The 17,500-nt window shown below is 64.5% G+C and carries 12 protein-coding genes; 8 read left to right on the top strand and 4 right to left on the bottom strand.

All coding sequences use genetic code 11. The annotated features are described in order from the left end of the window. The first annotated feature begins 126 nt into the window (after nt 1-126). On the top strand, nt 127-996 hold the full coding sequence (locus C0V82_RS21345) for an alpha/beta hydrolase family protein (protein WP_158660115.1): 870 nt from the start codon (nt 127-129) through the stop codon (nt 994-996). Here C0V82_RS21345 and C0V82_RS21340 read toward each other — a convergent pair whose 3' ends face one another. Beyond that, a complete protein-coding gene (locus C0V82_RS21340; RefSeq protein ID WP_102114494.1) occupies nt 997-1,764 on the bottom strand; it encodes a 4'-phosphopantetheinyl transferase family protein in 768 nt (255 codons plus the stop codon). Nucleotides 1,765-2,057: 293 nt separating this feature from the next. Between C0V82_RS21340 and C0V82_RS21335 the strand changes: the two genes are divergently transcribed. Continuing rightward, entirely contained in the window at nt 2,058-4,532 is a 2,475-nt protein-coding gene (locus C0V82_RS21335) for a M1 family metallopeptidase (RefSeq protein ID WP_158660114.1), read from the top strand. Beyond that, nucleotides 4,529-5,062 carry a DUF6702 family protein gene (locus C0V82_RS21330; protein ID WP_102114493.1) on the top strand — a complete coding sequence of 178 codons (534 nt, stop codon included), beginning with the start codon at nt 4,529-4,531 and terminating at the stop codon, nt 5,060-5,062. The genes C0V82_RS21335 and C0V82_RS21330 overlap by 4 nt, the downstream gene beginning before the upstream one ends. A gap of 2 nt (nt 5,063-5,064) precedes the next feature. Here C0V82_RS21330 and C0V82_RS21325 read toward each other — a convergent pair whose 3' ends face one another. After that, the gene (locus C0V82_RS21325) at nt 5,065-5,892 is read right to left on the bottom strand and encodes a helix-turn-helix domain-containing protein (protein WP_158660113.1); all 828 of its coding nucleotides are present in this window, start codon (nt 5,890-5,892) and stop codon (nt 5,065-5,067) included. 156 nt (nt 5,893-6,048) lie between these two features. Here C0V82_RS21325 and C0V82_RS21320 point away from each other — a divergent pair, with 156 nt between their 5' ends. Together C0V82_RS21320 and C0V82_RS21315 are read left to right on the top strand one after the other, a co-directional pair. After that, the gene (locus tag C0V82_RS21320) at nt 6,049-6,957 is read left to right on the top strand and encodes an alpha/beta fold hydrolase (protein WP_211107943.1); all 909 of its coding nucleotides are present in this window, start codon (nt 6,049-6,051) and stop codon (nt 6,955-6,957) included. Nucleotides 6,958-7,076: 119 nt separating this feature from the next. Further along, nucleotides 7,077-8,684: a carboxylesterase/lipase family protein gene (locus C0V82_RS21315; RefSeq protein WP_102114491.1), complete on the top strand. Its 1,608-nt coding sequence runs from the start codon at nt 7,077-7,079 to the stop codon at nt 8,682-8,684. 78 nt (nt 8,685-8,762) lie between these two features. Here C0V82_RS21315 and C0V82_RS21310 read toward each other — a convergent pair whose 3' ends face one another. Next, nucleotides 8,763-9,140, bottom strand: a complete 378-nt coding sequence (locus tag C0V82_RS21310) for a response regulator (RefSeq protein ID WP_102114490.1) — start codon at nt 9,138-9,140, stop codon at nt 8,763-8,765. A gap of 106 nt (nt 9,141-9,246) precedes the next feature. Between C0V82_RS21310 and C0V82_RS21305 the strand changes: the two genes are divergently transcribed. Together C0V82_RS21305 and C0V82_RS21300 are read left to right on the top strand one after the other, a co-directional pair. Next, nucleotides 9,247-10,869, top strand: coding sequence for a diguanylate cyclase (locus C0V82_RS21305; protein WP_102114489.1), 1,623 nt, complete (start codon nt 9,247-9,249; stop codon nt 10,867-10,869). A gap of 106 nt (nt 10,870-10,975) precedes the next feature. Next, nucleotides 10,976-13,867, top strand: coding sequence for a response regulator (locus C0V82_RS21300; RefSeq protein ID WP_102114488.1), 2,892 nt, complete (start codon nt 10,976-10,978; stop codon nt 13,865-13,867). A gap of 3 nt (nt 13,868-13,870) precedes the next feature. Here the strand turns inward: C0V82_RS21300 and C0V82_RS21295 are convergent, their stop codons facing one another. Further along, complete coding sequence (locus C0V82_RS21295; RefSeq protein ID WP_102114487.1) at nt 13,871-15,241, bottom strand: MFS transporter; 1,371 nt, start codon at nt 15,239-15,241, stop codon at nt 13,871-13,873. Nucleotides 15,242-15,465: 224 nt separating this feature from the next. Here C0V82_RS21295 and C0V82_RS21290 point away from each other — a divergent pair, with 224 nt between their 5' ends. After that, complete coding sequence (locus tag C0V82_RS21290; RefSeq protein WP_102114486.1) at nt 15,466-17,484, top strand: methyl-accepting chemotaxis protein; 2,019 nt, start codon at nt 15,466-15,468, stop codon at nt 17,482-17,484. Nucleotides 17,485-17,500: the final 16 nt, after the last annotated feature.

Raw genomic sequence — 17,500 nt, 5'->3', positions numbered from 1 at the left:
CGGTGGGACTGTCGCATGGTCAAGTGGAGCCGCAATGATATTGCGCCTTATAGGTAATAACCTGTCGGGATTGATATAAGCACGACCGTTCGTTATGATCCTCTCTCCAAACCCCGGATGGTGAAAATGAGCGATCCCGTGAGCGCCCCGCAGACCGAGCAGCAAGTCACCCTTGCCACCGCCGATGGCTGGACCTTGGCGGGCCGCCTGTTCCTGCCGGACGTGGAGCCGATACTGGCCATCGTGCTGCATGGGGCGACGGGTGTGCCGCGCGATTATTATGCGAAGTTCGCGGCTTGGCTGGCGGCTGCGCGGCAGGCGGCGGTGCTAATCTATGATTACCGGGATTGCGGGCAGTCGGCGCGGGGGTCGGTGCGCGTGGCGCGGTCGGACATGGGCGACTGGGCCGTGACCGATCAGGCAGCGGCCCTGGACTGGCTGGCCGACCGTTTCGCGGATCTGCCGCTGGAGGTGGTGGGGCATTCGCTGGGCGGTATGGGCTTGCCGTTCCATGAAAGGGCCGATCGGGTGCGGCGCCTGACGACGGTGGCGACCGGCCCCTCACACTGGACCCGGCATCCGATGCATTATATCGGCAAGGCGGCGGCCTTCTGGTTCGTGCTGGGGCCTGTGGCAACGCTGCTGCTGGGCTATCTGCCGGGCCGCATCCTGGGGCAGGGGGAGGATCTGCCGGCGCGCGCCTTCTGGCAATGGCGGCGCTGGTGCACCACGCGCGGCTTTTACCGCCGTGATTGGGGCCGCGCCCTGCCGCAACCGGACCTGACCCGCATGACGGGGGAGGTGCGGCTGATCGCCGTGGCCGATGATCCCATGATCCCGCCACCGGTGGTGCGCGACCATGCGGCCTTCTTCCCCGCCGCCACCATCAGCCATCTGGTGGTGAAGCCTCAGGAGGTGGGCGTGACGGCCATCGGCCATCTGCGCCTGTTCTCCGAACGGTGCAAGGCGGCGTGGCCGTTGGTGGCGGGGGTGTGATTAAACCAGAATCGGCGCGCCGTCAGCCAAGGCGGCCAGACCGTCGGCGGTGACGCGCAGGTGACGCAGGGTGCCGGGGGGGCCGTTCAGGCTGGCGGCTGCCAGGACATGGCCGTCCACATCCCACTGCGACAGGCGCCAGTCGCCGGCGCGCAGCCATTCCTCTTCCGTTGTCAGAACGGGGGCGGCGTCGGCCTTGGGCGGGGTGACGGTGAAGGCGGTCAGTTCCTGTGACAGGCCGCGGCCGGTGGCCTTGATCACCGCTTCCTTCAGGTTCCAGATGCGCATGAAGCGGGTGCGCTTGGCATCCTCATCCTCCTCAGCGGCGATCTGCGCCACTTCCTGGGGTGAGAACCAGCGGTCGGCGATATCCAGTTCCACGGTGCGGTTGGGCACCAGCGGTTCGATATCCACCCCCACCTCACCCTGTGCCGCGACAGCGACGGCCACCATGGAGCGGGTGTGTGAGAGGTTGAAGGAGGCACCGCCACGTACCAGCACCGGCTTGCCATAGGGGCCGGCATTGAAGGCCAGTGAACCGGCGGCGCGGCCCGTCCAGGCACCCAGGAACAGGCGGGTCAGGCCGTGGGCCGCGATGTAAGCGTTACGGTCGGCATCAAACTGGAAACGGGCCGCGCGGTCGCGTTCGGCCCGGTCCAGCGTGTGCGACAACGGCGCCAGATCCCGCGTGCCAAGGCCATCAACGGCCAAGGTCACCACGATCACGTCATGTCGCCAGTCGCCACGCATGGCAAACCCGTCCCGCATACGATGCCCCCGTTTCCAGAAAGCGCGGATGATAGGCGGTTCATGCCCCTTTGGTAAGGACAGAAGCCCCGACACAGGGTTAAGGCCGCCCCGCGATTCCCGAAGGGCCGCGACACTTGCCGTTACGGCAATTATTGATCCGCACCTGCTTCCTGTTACCGAAGCGTTACAATATTCCGCCGGTTTTGCCTTTGTTTGTGCTTTGCGGGATTTAAACGTCCAAGCATTATCAGAGCCTTGTCGGCAGCGGGTCCCTCCGGACAAGGGGCCCGGCCGTGACGCGGGGGGTATGAATGGGGTACTGGCGGGGACGGGTGGCGGTCACGGCGTTGGTGTTATCGACCACGATGGCAACGACCGACATGGCGGCAGCCGATGCCATTGTGCAGACCAAGGGCGACTGGCAGGACAAGTTCCGCCAGTTGGAGGTCGACCTTCCCACCCCCAATACCTATCGCACCGCATCGGGCGCGCCGGGCCACCAATATTGGCAGCAGCGTGCCGATTATCGGATTGAGGTGAAGCTGGATGCCGCCTCCAAGCGCCTGACGGGCAAGCAAAGCGTGCAGTACCACAATAACTCCCCCGATACGCTGCGGTACCTGTGGCTGCAGCTGGACCAGAACATCTACAAGGACAAGTCCATAGCCGAACTGACCCGCACGGCCAGTCCGGCCAAGGATGGCGGCGACCAGATCAGCTATGGCACGCTGGCGCGTGTGCAGGCCCTTAAAGACATCAAGTACGGGATGGAGATCGCCAGCGTTACCGATGATGGGGGGCGCAAGCTGCCCTTCACGGTGGTCGATACCATGATGCGCATCGACCTGCCCCGGCCCTTGGCCCCCGGTGCGTCGGTCGGGTTCAAGGTGGAATGGGCCTACAACATCATCAATCAGGATATTGTCGGCGGGCGCAGCGGGTATGAGCATTTCCGCGACAACAACACGGACCTGTTCTTCATCGCGCAATGGTTCCCGCGCATGGCCGCCTATACCGACTATGCCGGCTGGCAGCACAAGGCCTTCCTGGGCCGGGGCGAATTCACCCTGGAATTCGGCGATTATGATGTCGCCATCACCGTTCCGGCCGACCATCTGGTCAGCGCATCGGGTGAATTGCAGAATCCGGGTGATGTCCTGACGGCCACGCAGCGCGACCGTCTGGCCAAGGCGGCCAAGGCCGACAAGCCGATGTTCATTGTGACGCCGGACGAAGCCCTGGCCAATGAGAAGGAAACGGACAAGGCGACCAAGACCTGGCGCTTCACGGCCAAGAATGTCCGCGATTTCGCCTTTGCCAGTTCCAACAAGTTCATCTGGGACGCGATGGGGGTGACCCAGGACAATCCGGCAGGCAACCCTGTCCTGGCTATGTCCTTCTATCCGAACGAGGCGGAACCGCTCTGGTCGAAATATTCGACCTGGGCCGTGGCGCACACGATCAAGACCTACAGCAAATATTCCTTTGCCTATCCGTACCCCACGGCCCAGTCGGTCAATACCTGGGATGGCGGCGGTATGGAGTATCCGATGATCACCTTCAACGGATACCGCCCCAATATCGACAAGAAGACGGGCAAGCGCACCTATACCGCCAATGCCAAATATGGCCTGATCGGCGTCGTCATTCATGAGGTCGGGCATTTCTATTACCCGATGATCGTGAATTCGGACGAACGGCAATGGAGCTGGATGGATGAGGGTCTGAACACCTTTGTCCAGAATATCGCGCATCTGGAATGGGAGGAGAATTTCGGCGAGCATCGCCGCAACCCCAACTTGCCCGCCGAGATCACTAGCTACATGACCAGCCAGGGTCAGGTGCCGATCATGACACAGTCGGATTCGGTGCTGCAATTCGGTCCCAACGCCTATACCAAGCCGGCGACGGCCCTGACCATCCTGCGTGAGACGGTGATGGGCCGCGAACTGTTCGACCATGCGTTCCGCGAATATTCGCAGCGCTGGAAGTTCAAGCGCCCGACCCCGTCCGACTTCTTCCGCAGCATGGAGGATGCGTCCGGCATCGACCTGGACTGGTTCTGGCGCGGCTGGTTCTATACGACCGACCATGTCGATATCGACTTGTCGGGCGTACGCGAATACCGCATCTCCACCGGCAATCCCGATATCGAGAAGCCGTTGCAGCGCGATGAGTACCGCCGCGACAATGTCGAGCCGCTGGCCCAGGTGCATAACCGCGAGCAGGGTCTGAAAACCCTGCTGGAGCGGGAGCCGGACCTGAAGGATTTCTATAACGAGAATGACAAGTTCACGCCCACCAACAAGGACCGCAACAAGTTTGCGGACATGGTGGAGGGTCTGGACCCGTGGGAGCGTGAGGCGCTGGCGCGGGCCGAGAAGGATGGCGACTGGGTCTATTTCGTGGATTTCGCCAATAAGGGCGGTCTGGTCATGCCGCTGCCGCTGCGCCTGACCTATGCCGACGGGACCACGGAGTTCGTGATGATCCCGGCGGAGATCTGGCGCTACAACAGCCAGACCGTGACCAAGATGCTGATCCGTCCCAAACAGGTGGTGGGGATCGAACTGGATCCGCGCCAGGAAATCGCTGACGCCAATGTCGCCAACAACGCCTATCCGCGCAAGATCGCCTCGTCCCGTCTTGAACTGTACAAGATGAAGAACGAGGAGAAGGACCTGATGGCCGACATGCTGGTCGAGCTGAAGGCCAAGAAGGACGCAGAAGGCAAGGCTGGGCCGGGCAAGGAAGTGCCCCTTGCGCCCGCTGGGGGACAGCAGTGACGAGTGTAAAGAGGGGCCGGCGCCGGTTTCTGGCGCTGGCCGGGGCAAGCCTGCTGCTGGGCGTGGTGCCGCTGGCCCGTGCCCACCGCGCCAAGGCGGCGCTGACGCTGGTCCGATTCAATCGGGCTAAAGGGTTGATGGAGGTGGAGCATACGCTGCACGCCCATGATGCCGAAATGGCCCTGAACCAGATCGCCAAGTTGCCCACACCCGATCTGTCGCAACTGGAGGATCGGGCTAGGCTGTCGCTTTATGTGGAGGCGCGGTTCGCCCTGACACCACCGGGTGGGCCTGCGCTGGTGCTTAAACTGCTGGGAGCGGAACTGGATGGGGAAGAGGTTCGCGTCTACCAGGAAATGGCCATGACGGCGCCGCCGGACAAACTGTCTGTACGCAACATGATCCTGCGCGACGTTTTCCCCGTGCAGATCAACCAGGTCAATTTCGACCTTTATGGCGACCCCGCCCGCATCCGCACCCTGACCTTCCTGGGCGGAGATGGGGAGAAGGACCTCAAGCTGGCCGGTTGAGGTCAATTGTTTTCCGGTGAGGCCTCTGCGGTCTCTATGAGGGTGCGGCGTGTGAAGCTGTCCATGGGCACCCAGAGTTCCGCCCGGGGGGAGGAAACCGTCACATCCTGTGGCAAGGCCAGGATGCATTGAACCTTTGAAAAGGCCAGCATACCGACGCTGGTGGCGAACGCGATTTCGATGCGGTGTGGGTCGCTGCCTTGTGTGTCGGGCAGGGTTCCGTACCGGTCCCGCAGGGCGGCGGCGCACCTTTCCACACGCGAACGCAGCCGGTGCTGGGCCCAGCTTTCCGCCTCGAACTGCGCCAGCAGGGCGGCTGCGGCCCTCTCCGGCCCATGCGCCATAGACAGCAGACCCTGCGCATCTGCCACCGCATCAATCATATCCAGCCCCGTCCCCGCAGTCCGGGCACGTCCGATGTAATCCGGCATCACCAGGGCGGCCAGCCACGCGCCCGCACGGTTCATCTCCAGGATTGTCCAGTTGGCGTCGAAGACCAGTGCCGGAAACGGATCATGGCCGTAGACCAGATGGGTCAGAGCCTGGCGTTCCCCGCCCCTCCCCCGTGGTGCCGATGAATGGGACCCTGTGAAGCCAGCATGCAGCAGCGCTGCATTCCGTTCCGATGGTGATGCTTCCAGCACATCCAGTAGTGCCATCAGCAATTGTCGGCTGGGCCGTGACCGGCCGGTTTCAACAAAATTTAGGTGCCGGGGGGAGACACGCGCCTCCAGCGCCAGGGTCATTTGTGACAGATGCCTGCGCTTGCGCGCGGCCCGCAGCAAAAGACCCAGCGGATTGGCCGGCACCATTTCAGGGGTTGTTTTCATCGCCACCGTTCCAGACGTGGGATCAAGTGTCCTCCCCATGCTTGCTTGCGGCTCCATAATATGGCGGCGTTGACCTCCAAGGTAATCGCGCCGGCTGTTTCCCCGTGTCAGATTGGCCGCAACACGGAGGATCGGGCAATGCACAGAAGAGACATTTTGCGGACCGGACTGGCCAGTACCGCCATGATTGGCCTCATGCAGGTGGGAACGACGGCGCAGGCAGCAGACAAGGCGCCGGTCCCCGCCCCAACCAGCGTTACCGCGCCAGACGGCACACGCCTTTATGCGCGTTGCTGGGGCGATGGTCCCGCCACCCTGGTTTTCCTGGCCGGCTGGGCCCTTCCATCGGAGGCCTGGGCCTATCAGATGCTATCGCTGAGCGGTCAGGGATTCCGCTGCATCGCCTATGACCGGCGTGGCCATGGGCGGTCTGATGATCCGGGCCGGGGTTACGACTATGACACGCTGGCGGCGGACTTGGGGGCTGTGCTCGCCGCATTTGATGTACGCGACGCCACAATCATCGCCCATTCAATGAGTGGGGGGGAGGTGGTGCGCTTTCTGTCGCGCGGCACCGCGGACGCAGCAGCCCGGATCGGGCGTATCCTGTTCCTGGCCACGACCCTGCCCTGCCTGATGGCCAAGCCCGATAATCCAACGGGCGTGCCGGCCGCCATGTTCGACGGTGCGCGCAAGCAGATGCAGGCGGATTTTCCAAACTGGATTGATGTCAATGCCGACCCGTTCGTGGTACCGGCCACCAGTGCGGGCATGCGGACCTGGATCAAGAACATCATGATGGCCACGACGCTGCGCGCGGTTGCCGATTTGAACAAGGCGATGGTGGAGGCGGATTTCCGCCCCGAACTGTCCGCGCTGTCAAAACCTGTGCTGTTTATCCATGGCGACCGCGATGCCTCCGCCCCCTTGCCGATCAGCGCCGGCCCTGCCGCCAAACTGGTGCGGGGCGCACGCCTGACCGTCTATGAAGGAGCGCCGCACGGACTTTTCATCACCCATATCGAACGGTTGAACGCCGATATTGCCACCTTTGCGAGATCTTAGAGTATGGGTCCCCCCCCCCGGTACGTCGATACCGGGGGGCGAAAATTTCTTCGCACTGACACCGGTATCAATTACTGTTTCCGCCAAACAGCCTCATGGCACAGTGGGAAGGGAACGGGATGTGCGGGATGGATTTGACGCGGCGGTCGCTGCTGCTGGCAGGGGCGGCGGGGGTGATGGTGGCGGGGTCGGCGGGTGCCGCCACGGGCAAGGGGCCGGTGGTGAAGACCGTGGCCGGCAAAGTGCGCGGTCGTACCGTCGAGGGCATCCATGTCTTCAAGGGTGTGCGCTATGGCGCTGATACCGCCGCCCGCCGGTTTCAGGCCCCGCTGCCGCCGCAGCCCTGGAAAGGCGTGGTGGAGGCGGTAGAGTATGGCAATGCCAGTCCGCAGGGATCGAAGGAGGAGCGGCAGTCGGAGGATTGCCTGTTCCTGAATGTCTGGACGCCGGGCCTGGGCGATGGGGCAAAGCGGCCTGTCATGGTCTATATCCATGGCGGTGCCTATGCCAACGGTTCAGGATCGGACCCACTTTATGATGGCACGCGGCTGTCCCGGCGTGGCGATGTGGTGGTGATCACCCTCAATCACCGCCTGAACCTGTTCGGGTATCTCTATCTGGCGCGGCTGGGCGGGCTGGATGATCCGCGCTTTGCCGATAGCGGCAATGCAGGCCAACTCGACCTGATCCTGGCCCTGCAATGGGTGCGGGACAATATCGCAGCTTTTGGCGGCGACCCCGGCAATGTCATGCTGTTTGGGCAGTCGGGCGGCGGGGCCAAGATCGCCACCCTGATGGCCATGCCAGCAGCGCGCGGCCTGTTCCACAAGGTTGCCACCATGAGCGGGCAGCAGGTGACGGCAGGTGGCCCGCGCAACGCCACGTCCCGCGCCGTGGCGGTTCTGAAACAGCTGGGCCTCAGTGCCGACAGGGCAGGGGCGGAAGCGCTGCTGACCATGCCAGTCGAGCAGGTAAAGGCCGGGCTGAAAGCGGTGGACCCGGTGGCGGGGTCGGGTGGTGTCTATGCCGGTCCGGTCATGGATGGGCGCAATCTGCCGCGCCATCCCTTCTTCCCCGACGCGCCGGCTATATCCGCCAATATCCCAATGATCATCGGCAATACCCACGACGAGACGCGAAGCCTGATCGGTGGGGGCGATCCGTCGGCCTTTACCCTGACCTGGGACGCGTTGCCGGAAAAGCTGTTCCCCGCCATGCGGGTGGATATAGCGCCGGAGATCGTGATTGCCGAGTATCGCCGTCTGTATCCGCATTACAGCCCGTCGGACCTGTTCTTTGCCGCCACTACGGCGGGCCGGTCCTGGCGCGGGGCGGTGGAGGAACTGGAGGCGCGGGCGAAACAGGCGCCGGGCGTGGCACCCACCTGGGCCTACCAGCTGGATTTCCGCAGCCCGCGCGACGGCGGCAAATGGGGTGCGCATCACACGCTGGATATCCCGCTCGCCTTTGACAATATCGCCCAGCCGGGCAGCGAGACCGGGGCAGGGCCGGCGGCGCAGGACATGGCAGGCCGGTTGGCCGACGCCTTTATCGCGCTGGCTCGCAAGGGCGACCCCAACCATCCGGGTCTGCCAGCCTGGGAGCCTTATGACCTCACGCGGCGGCAGACCATGGTGTTGAACAGTGAATGCCGGATGGCAGATGACCCGCGTGGGGCGGAACGCCGGCTGTTCAGCGCGGTGCCGTTTGTGCAGTTTGGAACGTGATACGACCCTCAAACGCCGGGCGCTCAATGCGCCAACCAAGCGTTGATGAGTGGGCCTCATCAACGCTTGGTATCGGGGTTACCGCCCCGCCCAGATGGCCTTCACCTGTGCCGCCATGCCCATCAGGTCCAGAGGCTTGGTGATGACACCAACGGCACCAAGCGCCAGGAGTTCGGCGCGTTCGGCGTCGGTATCCTTGGCCGTCACGAACAGCACGGGCAGGGAAGCCGTGAAGTCGTCGGCGCGTAGTGCGGCCAGGGTGCCCGGGCCATCAAGTCCCGGCATCACCACATCCAGCAGCACCATCTGGGCCTGACTGACCCGGGCCAGTATCGGGGCCTGCGCGCCATCAGCGCAGAGCGTCACCTCCAGCCCGCCGATGGTGGCCAGGGCCAGTTCGGCCATGGATCGCAGGTCGGGGTCATCATCAACATAAAGGACCCGTGATAGTTCCATTTTTCATTCTCCGACCCAACCTTTAAGGCAGGTTCTGCGCCTCGACAGCGTTCCTGGTACCGGCATAGAATGCAACCGTAAACCACCGCCATCCGCGGAACTGTTGATGACCAATCCGATTCCCCCTGTTTCCGTTGTGACCCGGCAAAGGGAAATTCGTGAACAATATGTGTTGATGCTTCCCGAGCGTCTGGCCGCGCTGGCGCAGGCGGCGGGCGATGCGCGCCGGCTTTCAAGTCTGGCGCATGGCTTGATCGGATCGGCCAGCACCTTTGGCTTCACGGAGCTGGCGGACGCGGCCCGTCAGCTGGATCAGGCTACCCGCGCCCTGGTGGCGGGGGAGGAGGAAGCTGCCACCCGTATCGATGCGGCCCTCGCGCTTGCCCTGCGTCTGGGCGAACAGGTCGCGACCAGCCCAGTTCCTGACGTATCGGAGGAGGAAACCAGCGCGCGTGCCGAGGAAATCACCGTCTATGTTCTGGAAGATGATCCGGTGCAGGCGCGTGAACTGGTGGCCCAGCTTCGCCCCTATGGCTATCACGCCATCGCCTATGCCGATCCTGACAGTTTCGCCGATGCCGTTCGGACTTGCGCGCCTGAGGCGATGCTGGTCGACATCATCTGCGGCCCCGATACCGATGCCGGCAGCGACATTGTTTTCACCCTGTCGGCGGAAGGACCGGTTCCGCCCACCATCTTCCTGTCGGGCCGGGATGATTTTGAGGCACGGCTGTCGGCCGTTCGGGCCGGTGGCGCCGGGTATCTGGTCAAGCCCGTAGACCCGGCGGTCCTGGCCGAACGGCTGGACCAGATCATCGGGCGCGACAGTGCCCGGCCCTATCGCGTGTTGCTCGTCGATGATGACGCCCTGGTCGCCGCCGAATATGCAACGGCGCTGGGCGCGGCTGGCATGGAGGTGGAGGTGCTGGCCGATCCGGTACGGGCCATCGGCCATATCCGCCGTTTTCTGCCCGATCTTCTTCTGCTGGATAACCGCATGCCGGGTTGCTCGGGTCTGGAACTGGCTGCCGTGCTGCGCCAGCAGGAAGGGATGCTGTCGCTGCCCATCCTGTTCCTGACAGCGGATGAGGACTTGACCGACAAGCGGCTGGCGCTGGATCTGGGGGCTGAGGATCTGCTGCGCAAGCCGATTAAGAACGCCAAGTTGGTGGAACAGGTGCGGGCCCGCGTGCGCCGCGCCCGGCAGCTTCAGGCTATGATGGCCCGTGACAGCCTGACCGGTGCCCTGAACCATGCCATGGTGCAAGAACATCTGGCGACCGAGGTGGCCCGTGCCCGGCGGGAAGGGGAACCACTGTCCTTTGCCATGATTGATGTCGACCGGTTCAAGCGGGTCAATGACGAACACGGGCATGCGGCGGGGGACCGGGTGCTGCGGTCGCTGTCACGCCTGCTGCGCCAGCGGCTGCGGCGCAGCGACATTGTGGGCCGGTACGGGGGCGAGGAATTCGCTGTGATCCTGCCCCGTACCAATCCGCAGGAGGCGGCCCTCATCCTGGATAATCTGCGCAAGGCCTTTCATGCGGTGGGTTTCCGGGGCGGCGATGACAAGCTGTTTCATGTCACTTTCAGTGCCGGCGTGGCCGGCCTCACGGACACTGGTGATCTGGCATCCCTGAACCTTTCCGCCGATGCCGCCCTGTATTTCGCGAAGAGGGCTGGGCGTGACCGCGTGCATGTTTCAGGCTCCATCTCCGCCTCTGCATAAACCTTTCCTGGCATTCAGGGTGGCAACCGTCGCCGGAAGTGCTTAAAAGGAAGGGAAGGGCCCGCGACCATGCGGGTGCACTGGGGTAGCCGGGGCAAGGGGCCGGATGAGCACAGAGGCGCCACATCTGCTGATCGTGGAGGACAGCCCCACACAGGCATTGCAGATGGAAATCACGCTGGCCGCCCAAGGCTGGACCGCGGAAGTCTGCGCCACAGCCGAGGATGCGCTTGAAAAGCTGAACGGCGCCCTGCCGGATGCGCTGCTGGTCGATTACCATTTGCCGCGCATGAGCGGGGATGAGTTTATCCGCCGTGTCCGTCTTAATGTCCGCACGCGCCAGCTTCCCATCATCATGCTGACCGATGAGGTGACGGCGGAGGCGGAGTTCCGGGGCATCGAAAGCGGTGCCGACGCCTATGTACCGAAATCCGCCGACAGTGACCTGCTGCCGGCCCGTATCAATGCCCTGCTGAAACGCCGGCCGAGGGCCGATTTCCATGCCTCGGCCCAGGCGCTGCGGCAATGCCGTCTGATGATCGTCGATGACAGCCCCACCTTCCTGGAGTTCCTGCGCGGGATTCTGGAGGAGGAGGGGCATGATGTCGTTCCGCTTCTTTCGGGCAAGGATGCCCTGGAACGGGCGGAAACGGAAAGTTTCGACTGCATTATCGTCGATCTGAACATGCCCGAGATCGACGGGGTGGAGCTGTGCGGTCGCCTGGACGGCGTGCGGCGGCGGCGTGAGGAACTGTTCCAGATCGTTATGCTGACCGCCAGCGACAGCAAGACCGACCTGATGCGCGGGCTGGAGGCCGGGGCCGATGATTACGTTACCAAGGCCAACGATATCGAGATTATCAAGGCGCGCATCCGCGCTCTGCTGCGCCGCAAGCTGCTGCATGAGGAAAATCTGCGCATTTCCATGGAGTTCCGCGCTAAGGAGCGGGAACTGGAACGCGCGCATGAGGACAAAAGGCTGGTGGAGGCGCGGGCGGCCCTGGCCGACGCCCTGGAAAAGACCAACCGCGAGTTGACCCAGGCGCAGGTGGAACTGACCCGCGCCAAGGATCAGGCGGAGGCGGCCAACCGCGCCAAGTCCGAATTCCTGGCCAATATGAGCCATGAGCTGCGCACGCCGATGAATGGGATCATCGGTATGAATACTTTGCTGCTGACCACGGCTCTGACGCCCGAACAGCGGCATTCGGCGGAACTGGTCGGGTCATCGGCCAAGCTGCTACTAAGCCTGCTGAACGACATCCTGGATATTTCCAAGCTGGAGGCCAATCAGGTCACGCTTGAACATATCGAATTCGATGTGGCCAAGCTGTTTGAGGAGACGGCCCTGCTGATGGCGCCCAAGGCCGCCGAGCATGGGATCGAACTGGTCCTGGATATCGATCCATCGGCCCGGCGCACCGCCGTCAGCGACCCCACCCGCATCCGGCAGGTGGTGCTTAACCTGATTGGCAATGCCATCAAGTTCACGGCCAAGGGCGGCGTCACGGTCAGCGTCGCGGTGCATGAAGGGGCAGGCGGAGTCCTGACCCTGGATACGCAGGTCATCGATACCGGCATCGGCATTCCGCCCGATGCCGTCAACCGGCTGTTCGAGAAATTCGTCCAGGCCGACAGTTCCGTCAGCCGGCGCTTTGGTGGCACCGGCCTGGGTCTGGCCATCTGCCGGGAGACGGTAGGTTTGCTGGGCGGGCGCATCGGGGTGGAAAGTACTGTCGGGGCGGGGTCGACCTTCTGGTTCACCATCGCGCTGACGGCAGCGGAAGAGGCGGCGGTGCATCCGGCCCCGCTGCCCGATCTGGCCGGGAAACTGGCCCTGCTGCTGGTGCCGGAAGGGATCGTGCGGGCGCCGCTGGCCCGTGAATTGTCGCGCCTGGGCCTGCGGGTACGGGTGGAGGAAACCGACGACGGGATGGCGGAGATCGCGGCGGGCCTGCTGTCGCCCGACATCGTGCTGCTGGACTTAGGTGTGGTGGCGGAAGCCGGGGCCGGCGTGGCGCAGCGGCTGCGCGGGATGTTGCCGCGGGCGCGGCTGATCATGCTGCGGTCCATGACGGGGGTGGCGGCGGGGCCGGCGGCCATCAATGCCACGCTGGACAAGCCTGTGCTGCGCCAGGACCTGATCGCGGTGCTGCGCGGTGGGCAGCCTGTGACGGTTGCCGAGAAGCCGGTGCCAGCGCCGCCCACCGGCGCCGTTGTGGCGCTGGCCGGTGAAGGGGCGCGCATCCTTCTGGCCGAGGATAATTATGTGAACCAGCAGGTGGCGCTGCATATGCTGACCGGGGCGGGCCACCGTGTCGATATCGCCAACCATGGCGGGGAGGCGGTGGCGGCGCTGGAGGCGCGGGATTACGATCTGGTGCTGATGGATGTACAGATGCCCGTCGTTGACGGGCTGGAGGCCACGCGCCGCATCCGTGCCCTGGGCGGGCCACGCGGCGGCATCCCCATCATCGCCATGACGGCCAATGCCATGACGGGTGTGGAGGCCGAATACCGCGCGGCGGGCATGGATGATTACATCTCCAAGCCCGTGGAATATCAGGAATTCCTGGCCAAGGTGCGGGCCTGGCTTGATCGCCGCCGTGCGGCGGGGGCCGCCGCCGCCCTGGCGGAACCGGCAGTGACGGTGGAGGCCAGCGACCTGGACCTGACGACGGTGCGGCAGTTGCGAGAGATGATGGGTGCTGCGGCGTTTGAACGGCTGCTTGGTCAGTTCCTGGATAATTCCCGCGCCCGTCTGGACCGCATCGGCAAGGCGTTAGAGGCGATGGACAAAGCGGCTCTGGGCCGTGATGTCCATGACATGATCAGCACCTCGGGCGGATTCGGCTGCAAGGCGCTGGTTCGGTTGGGCCGGGATATGGAACAGGCCCTGCGCGAAGGGGATATGGAGACGGTGGCACGGCTTGGCGCGCAACTCCGGTCCGTCGCACCGGCCACGTGGGACAGGCTGGCCGTGGCGATCCGGGCATAAGGATCAAGGGGCCATCGGGCCGGCGCGATCCGCCCGGCGTCCCAGGAAAGTCTGTATCCGGCCATGCCGTTCGGCGTTCAGGCTGTAGCCGGCGACCGCCAGCATCGACAGGCCCAGACCCAGAACGGGGGCGAGGCCGGCCAGCAGGCGGAAGCCCGTCAGGGTGCCTTCGGCCTGTACGCCGCCCGGTACATAGCCGACACCGTCAAGCGCCAGCCCGCCCAGAAAGGCGGAGCCGCCCAAAGCCAGCTTCAAGATCAGCGAGGCCAGGCCATAGACCTTGGCCTCGTCCCGGCGGCGGTGGCGCCAATGGGCGTAGTCCACGGCGTCTGGCAGCATGGACCACATCGCTACCGCATGCGCTGCATGGCCGAAAAAGATCAGGGTCAGCCAGATGATTGTCAGCCAGAGGCTGCCCGGCGGGGTGAAGGCCAGGGCGATGCCGCCCGCGATGACCATGGCGCTGCCCACCTGCCAGGAGATGCCCTTGGACCAGGAGCGCGCCACCCAGACCCAGGCCGGTACGGCTGCGATGCCAGCGGCGGAAAACCATGTCAGGGCCTGGGCCGTCAGGGTGGCGTCGCCGCCCAGATCATATTTCAGCAGGAAGGGCACATTGCGCATCAGCAGGCCCAGCGACAGGTGCAGCGCCACCGTGGCCGCCAGCAGCCGCAGCAGCGGCCCGTTGCGCAGCACGCCGCGGATAAAGCCCCCCAGATCGGCGCGAAGGCCCAGATGCGCCGGTTCCGCCGCCGTCGCGGGCGCCGGCAGTTCACGCACCGACAGGGCGCAGGCGACATGGGCCAGTACGGCCAGGGCGCCGATACAGGCCGCCGCCTGGCTGTAGCTGTCGAACCAGCCGGCCAGCAGCGGCAGCAAGGCCGAGACGGAAGTAGAGCCGGCAAACGCCAACAGCATACGCCAGCCCGTCAGGCTGGCCCGTTCATCGCTGTCGCGCGTCATGGCGGCGGTCAGCGAGGAATAGGGGATGGCCACCACCGCATAGCAGGTGCGTAGCAGCATGTGCGTAGCGGTCGCGAACAGCATCATCCCCGCCGATCCCGCCACCAGGAAGGCGGGCGGTGAAAAGCAGAGCCAGAAGGCGAAGGCCAGCGGCACCGTGCCGAACAGGATGAAGGGCCGATAGCGGCCCAGCCGGGTGCGTGTACGGTCGGAAATAACGCCCATCAGCGGGTCCATGCCCGCATCCCAGACGGATGCAATCAGATAGGACAGGCCGGCATCCACGGCCGACAGGCCCAGCGCATCCATCTGAAAAAACAGAATGAACAGCAGCAGCGACTGCCAATAAAGGTTGAGGCCGAAATCGCCCACGGCATAGCCGATCTTGGCCTTGAGACCCAAAGTCCGCATGGTCGCCCGCTTGAACCCTCCCGGTGCCCGGTTTGCTACCGGACTTGGACGCGGACGTTACGCGGTCGGCAAGGCTTGGTCGAGGGGGCATTTATCCCCGACGCCAGCGGATGGCACCCTTCCCCGGCGCAATCGGCAGCGGCTGTTTCAATCATGAGACGCTTATGTTACCTCCCTCTTAACCAACCAAGCCTCACGAACCGGTATGCCAAGGGGCCTTATCAATGCGTCTCAACCTCTCCATGAAGATCCTGCTGGCCAACTTGGCCATCCTGGCGCTGCTGCTGATTGCGGCGGTCGTCATGGCCGTCGGGGCCAGCCAGCAGCGCGCCCAGGTGGCGGTCGCCAAACAGGCCGCTGAACGGGCCGCCGATCAGGCACTGACGCTGGTCACCATGGTGAAGGATATTCGCGGCGATGTGATGCGCGTGCAGCTGTGGCTGACCGACGTGTCGGCCACGCGTGGGCTAGAAGGGCTGGATGCCGGCTTCGAGGAGGCGGAGAAGGCCCGCAACGACTTGCTGCGCAACATGAGTGCGGCACGCAAACATGCGGCGGGCATGGGATTGACCGAGGTCGAGGCGGCGCTGGGCCGGGTGGAGGGGTTCGTCGCGAACTTCTACACCAAGGGGACGGCCATGGCGAAGGCCTATGTCAATAGCGGGCCGGAGGTGGGCAACATGCTGATGGGCGCCTTTGTCGGCGAAACCGATGGCATGTCCGCCGAACTGGACGCCGTGGCGGAGGATGTGCGCAAGGTGGCCGAGGCCGCCAAGCAGAAGATGCAGACGGAACTTGCCGCTGCCGATGCCATAGCGGCCAAGCTGACATGGCTGATCCTGGCGCTGGCTGGGGTTGGGGTGGCCATTGCGGTTGTGGTGCTGCTGGCGCTGCGTGGCAATGTCGTCATGCCGCTGATCGGGCTGACAGGGGCGTTGACCCGGATCGGTCGCGGGGACCTGAAGGTGGCGGTACCGGCCATGGCCGACCGGCATGACGAGTTGGCCGATATGGCGCACGCCATTGAGGCGTTGCGCGACAGTGCCGCCGATGCCGCCCGCCTGCGCGAAGAGCAGCAGGTCAAGGAGACGGCGGCGGAGCAGCATCGCCGTACCGCCCTGCGCCATATGGCCGAAACGGTGGAGGCGGAGAGTCGGGCCAGCGTGGATGGCATTGCCGTGGAAACCAAGGACATGGACGCCGCCGCCGCCGCCATGGCCGACAGTGCCGCGCAGGTGCGTGACAGTGCCACCGATGTGGCGACGGCGGCCATGCATGCCCTGGCCAATGCCCAGGCGGTGGCGGGTGCCACCGAGGAACTGACCGCGTCAATCAACGAGATCAGCGCCCAGGTGGCGCATGCCACCAGCCTGTCAGGGCAGGCTGTGGAGCGCAGCCGGGCCACGCGCGGCACCATCGACAGCCTGTCGGAAGTGGTGGATCAGATTGGCGGGGTGGCCAACCTGATCCGCGATATCGCCGAACAGACCAACCTTCTGGCACTCAACGCCACCATCGAGGCCGCACGGGCCGGTGATGCTGGCAAGGGATTTGCCGTTGTGGCGTCAGAAGTGAAGAACCTGGCGACGCAGACCACGCGGTCAACGGAAGAGATCACGGCGAAGATACTGCTGATCCAGAATGTCACCGCCGAGGCGGTGATGGCCGTGGAAGGCATTGCCGACGCCATCCGCGCCATGGATGAGGTGTCGGCAGGCATTGCGGAGGCCATGGAGGAGCAGGCCGCCGCCACCAGCGAAATCTCTCGCAATGTCACCGAAACGGCGGAAGCCGCCCAGGAGGTGGCGACCCGCATCGACACCGTGTCACAGGAAGCCGGCAGCACCGGCGAAAAGGCGGCGGCGATGCGTGAAGTGGCCATGCGTATCGTGGGATCGGTCAGCGACCTGCGCCAGACCCTGGTCCGCGTGGTGCGCACCGCCACCGTCGATGTCGACCGCCGGCACGGGGAGCGGCACAATGTTGACCTGGAGGTGTCGGTCGAGGTGGCGGGCGAACGCCGTCAGGGCCGGATGTTGAACATTTCCGCCGGCGGCGCGCTGGTTGATGGCTTGGCGCTGACCGAGGGGGCAGAAGGGCGGCTGTCGGTGCCGGGGATGGACGGCACGCTGCCGTTCCGCGTGAAGACGCGCGATGGCGCGCAGAACGGCATCGCGTTCGTGCTGGATGACGGCGAGAAGCTGCAGCTAGGTGGACGGCTGCTGGATCGGTTTGCGGCGTGAGCTGTTTTGGTTCGCC

Source organism: Niveispirillum cyanobacteriorum (assembly GCF_002868735.1).
Taxonomy (GTDB): Bacteria; Pseudomonadota; Alphaproteobacteria; order Azospirillales; family Azospirillaceae; genus Niveispirillum; species Niveispirillum cyanobacteriorum.
This window is presented reverse-complemented; position numbering and strand designations above follow the sequence as displayed.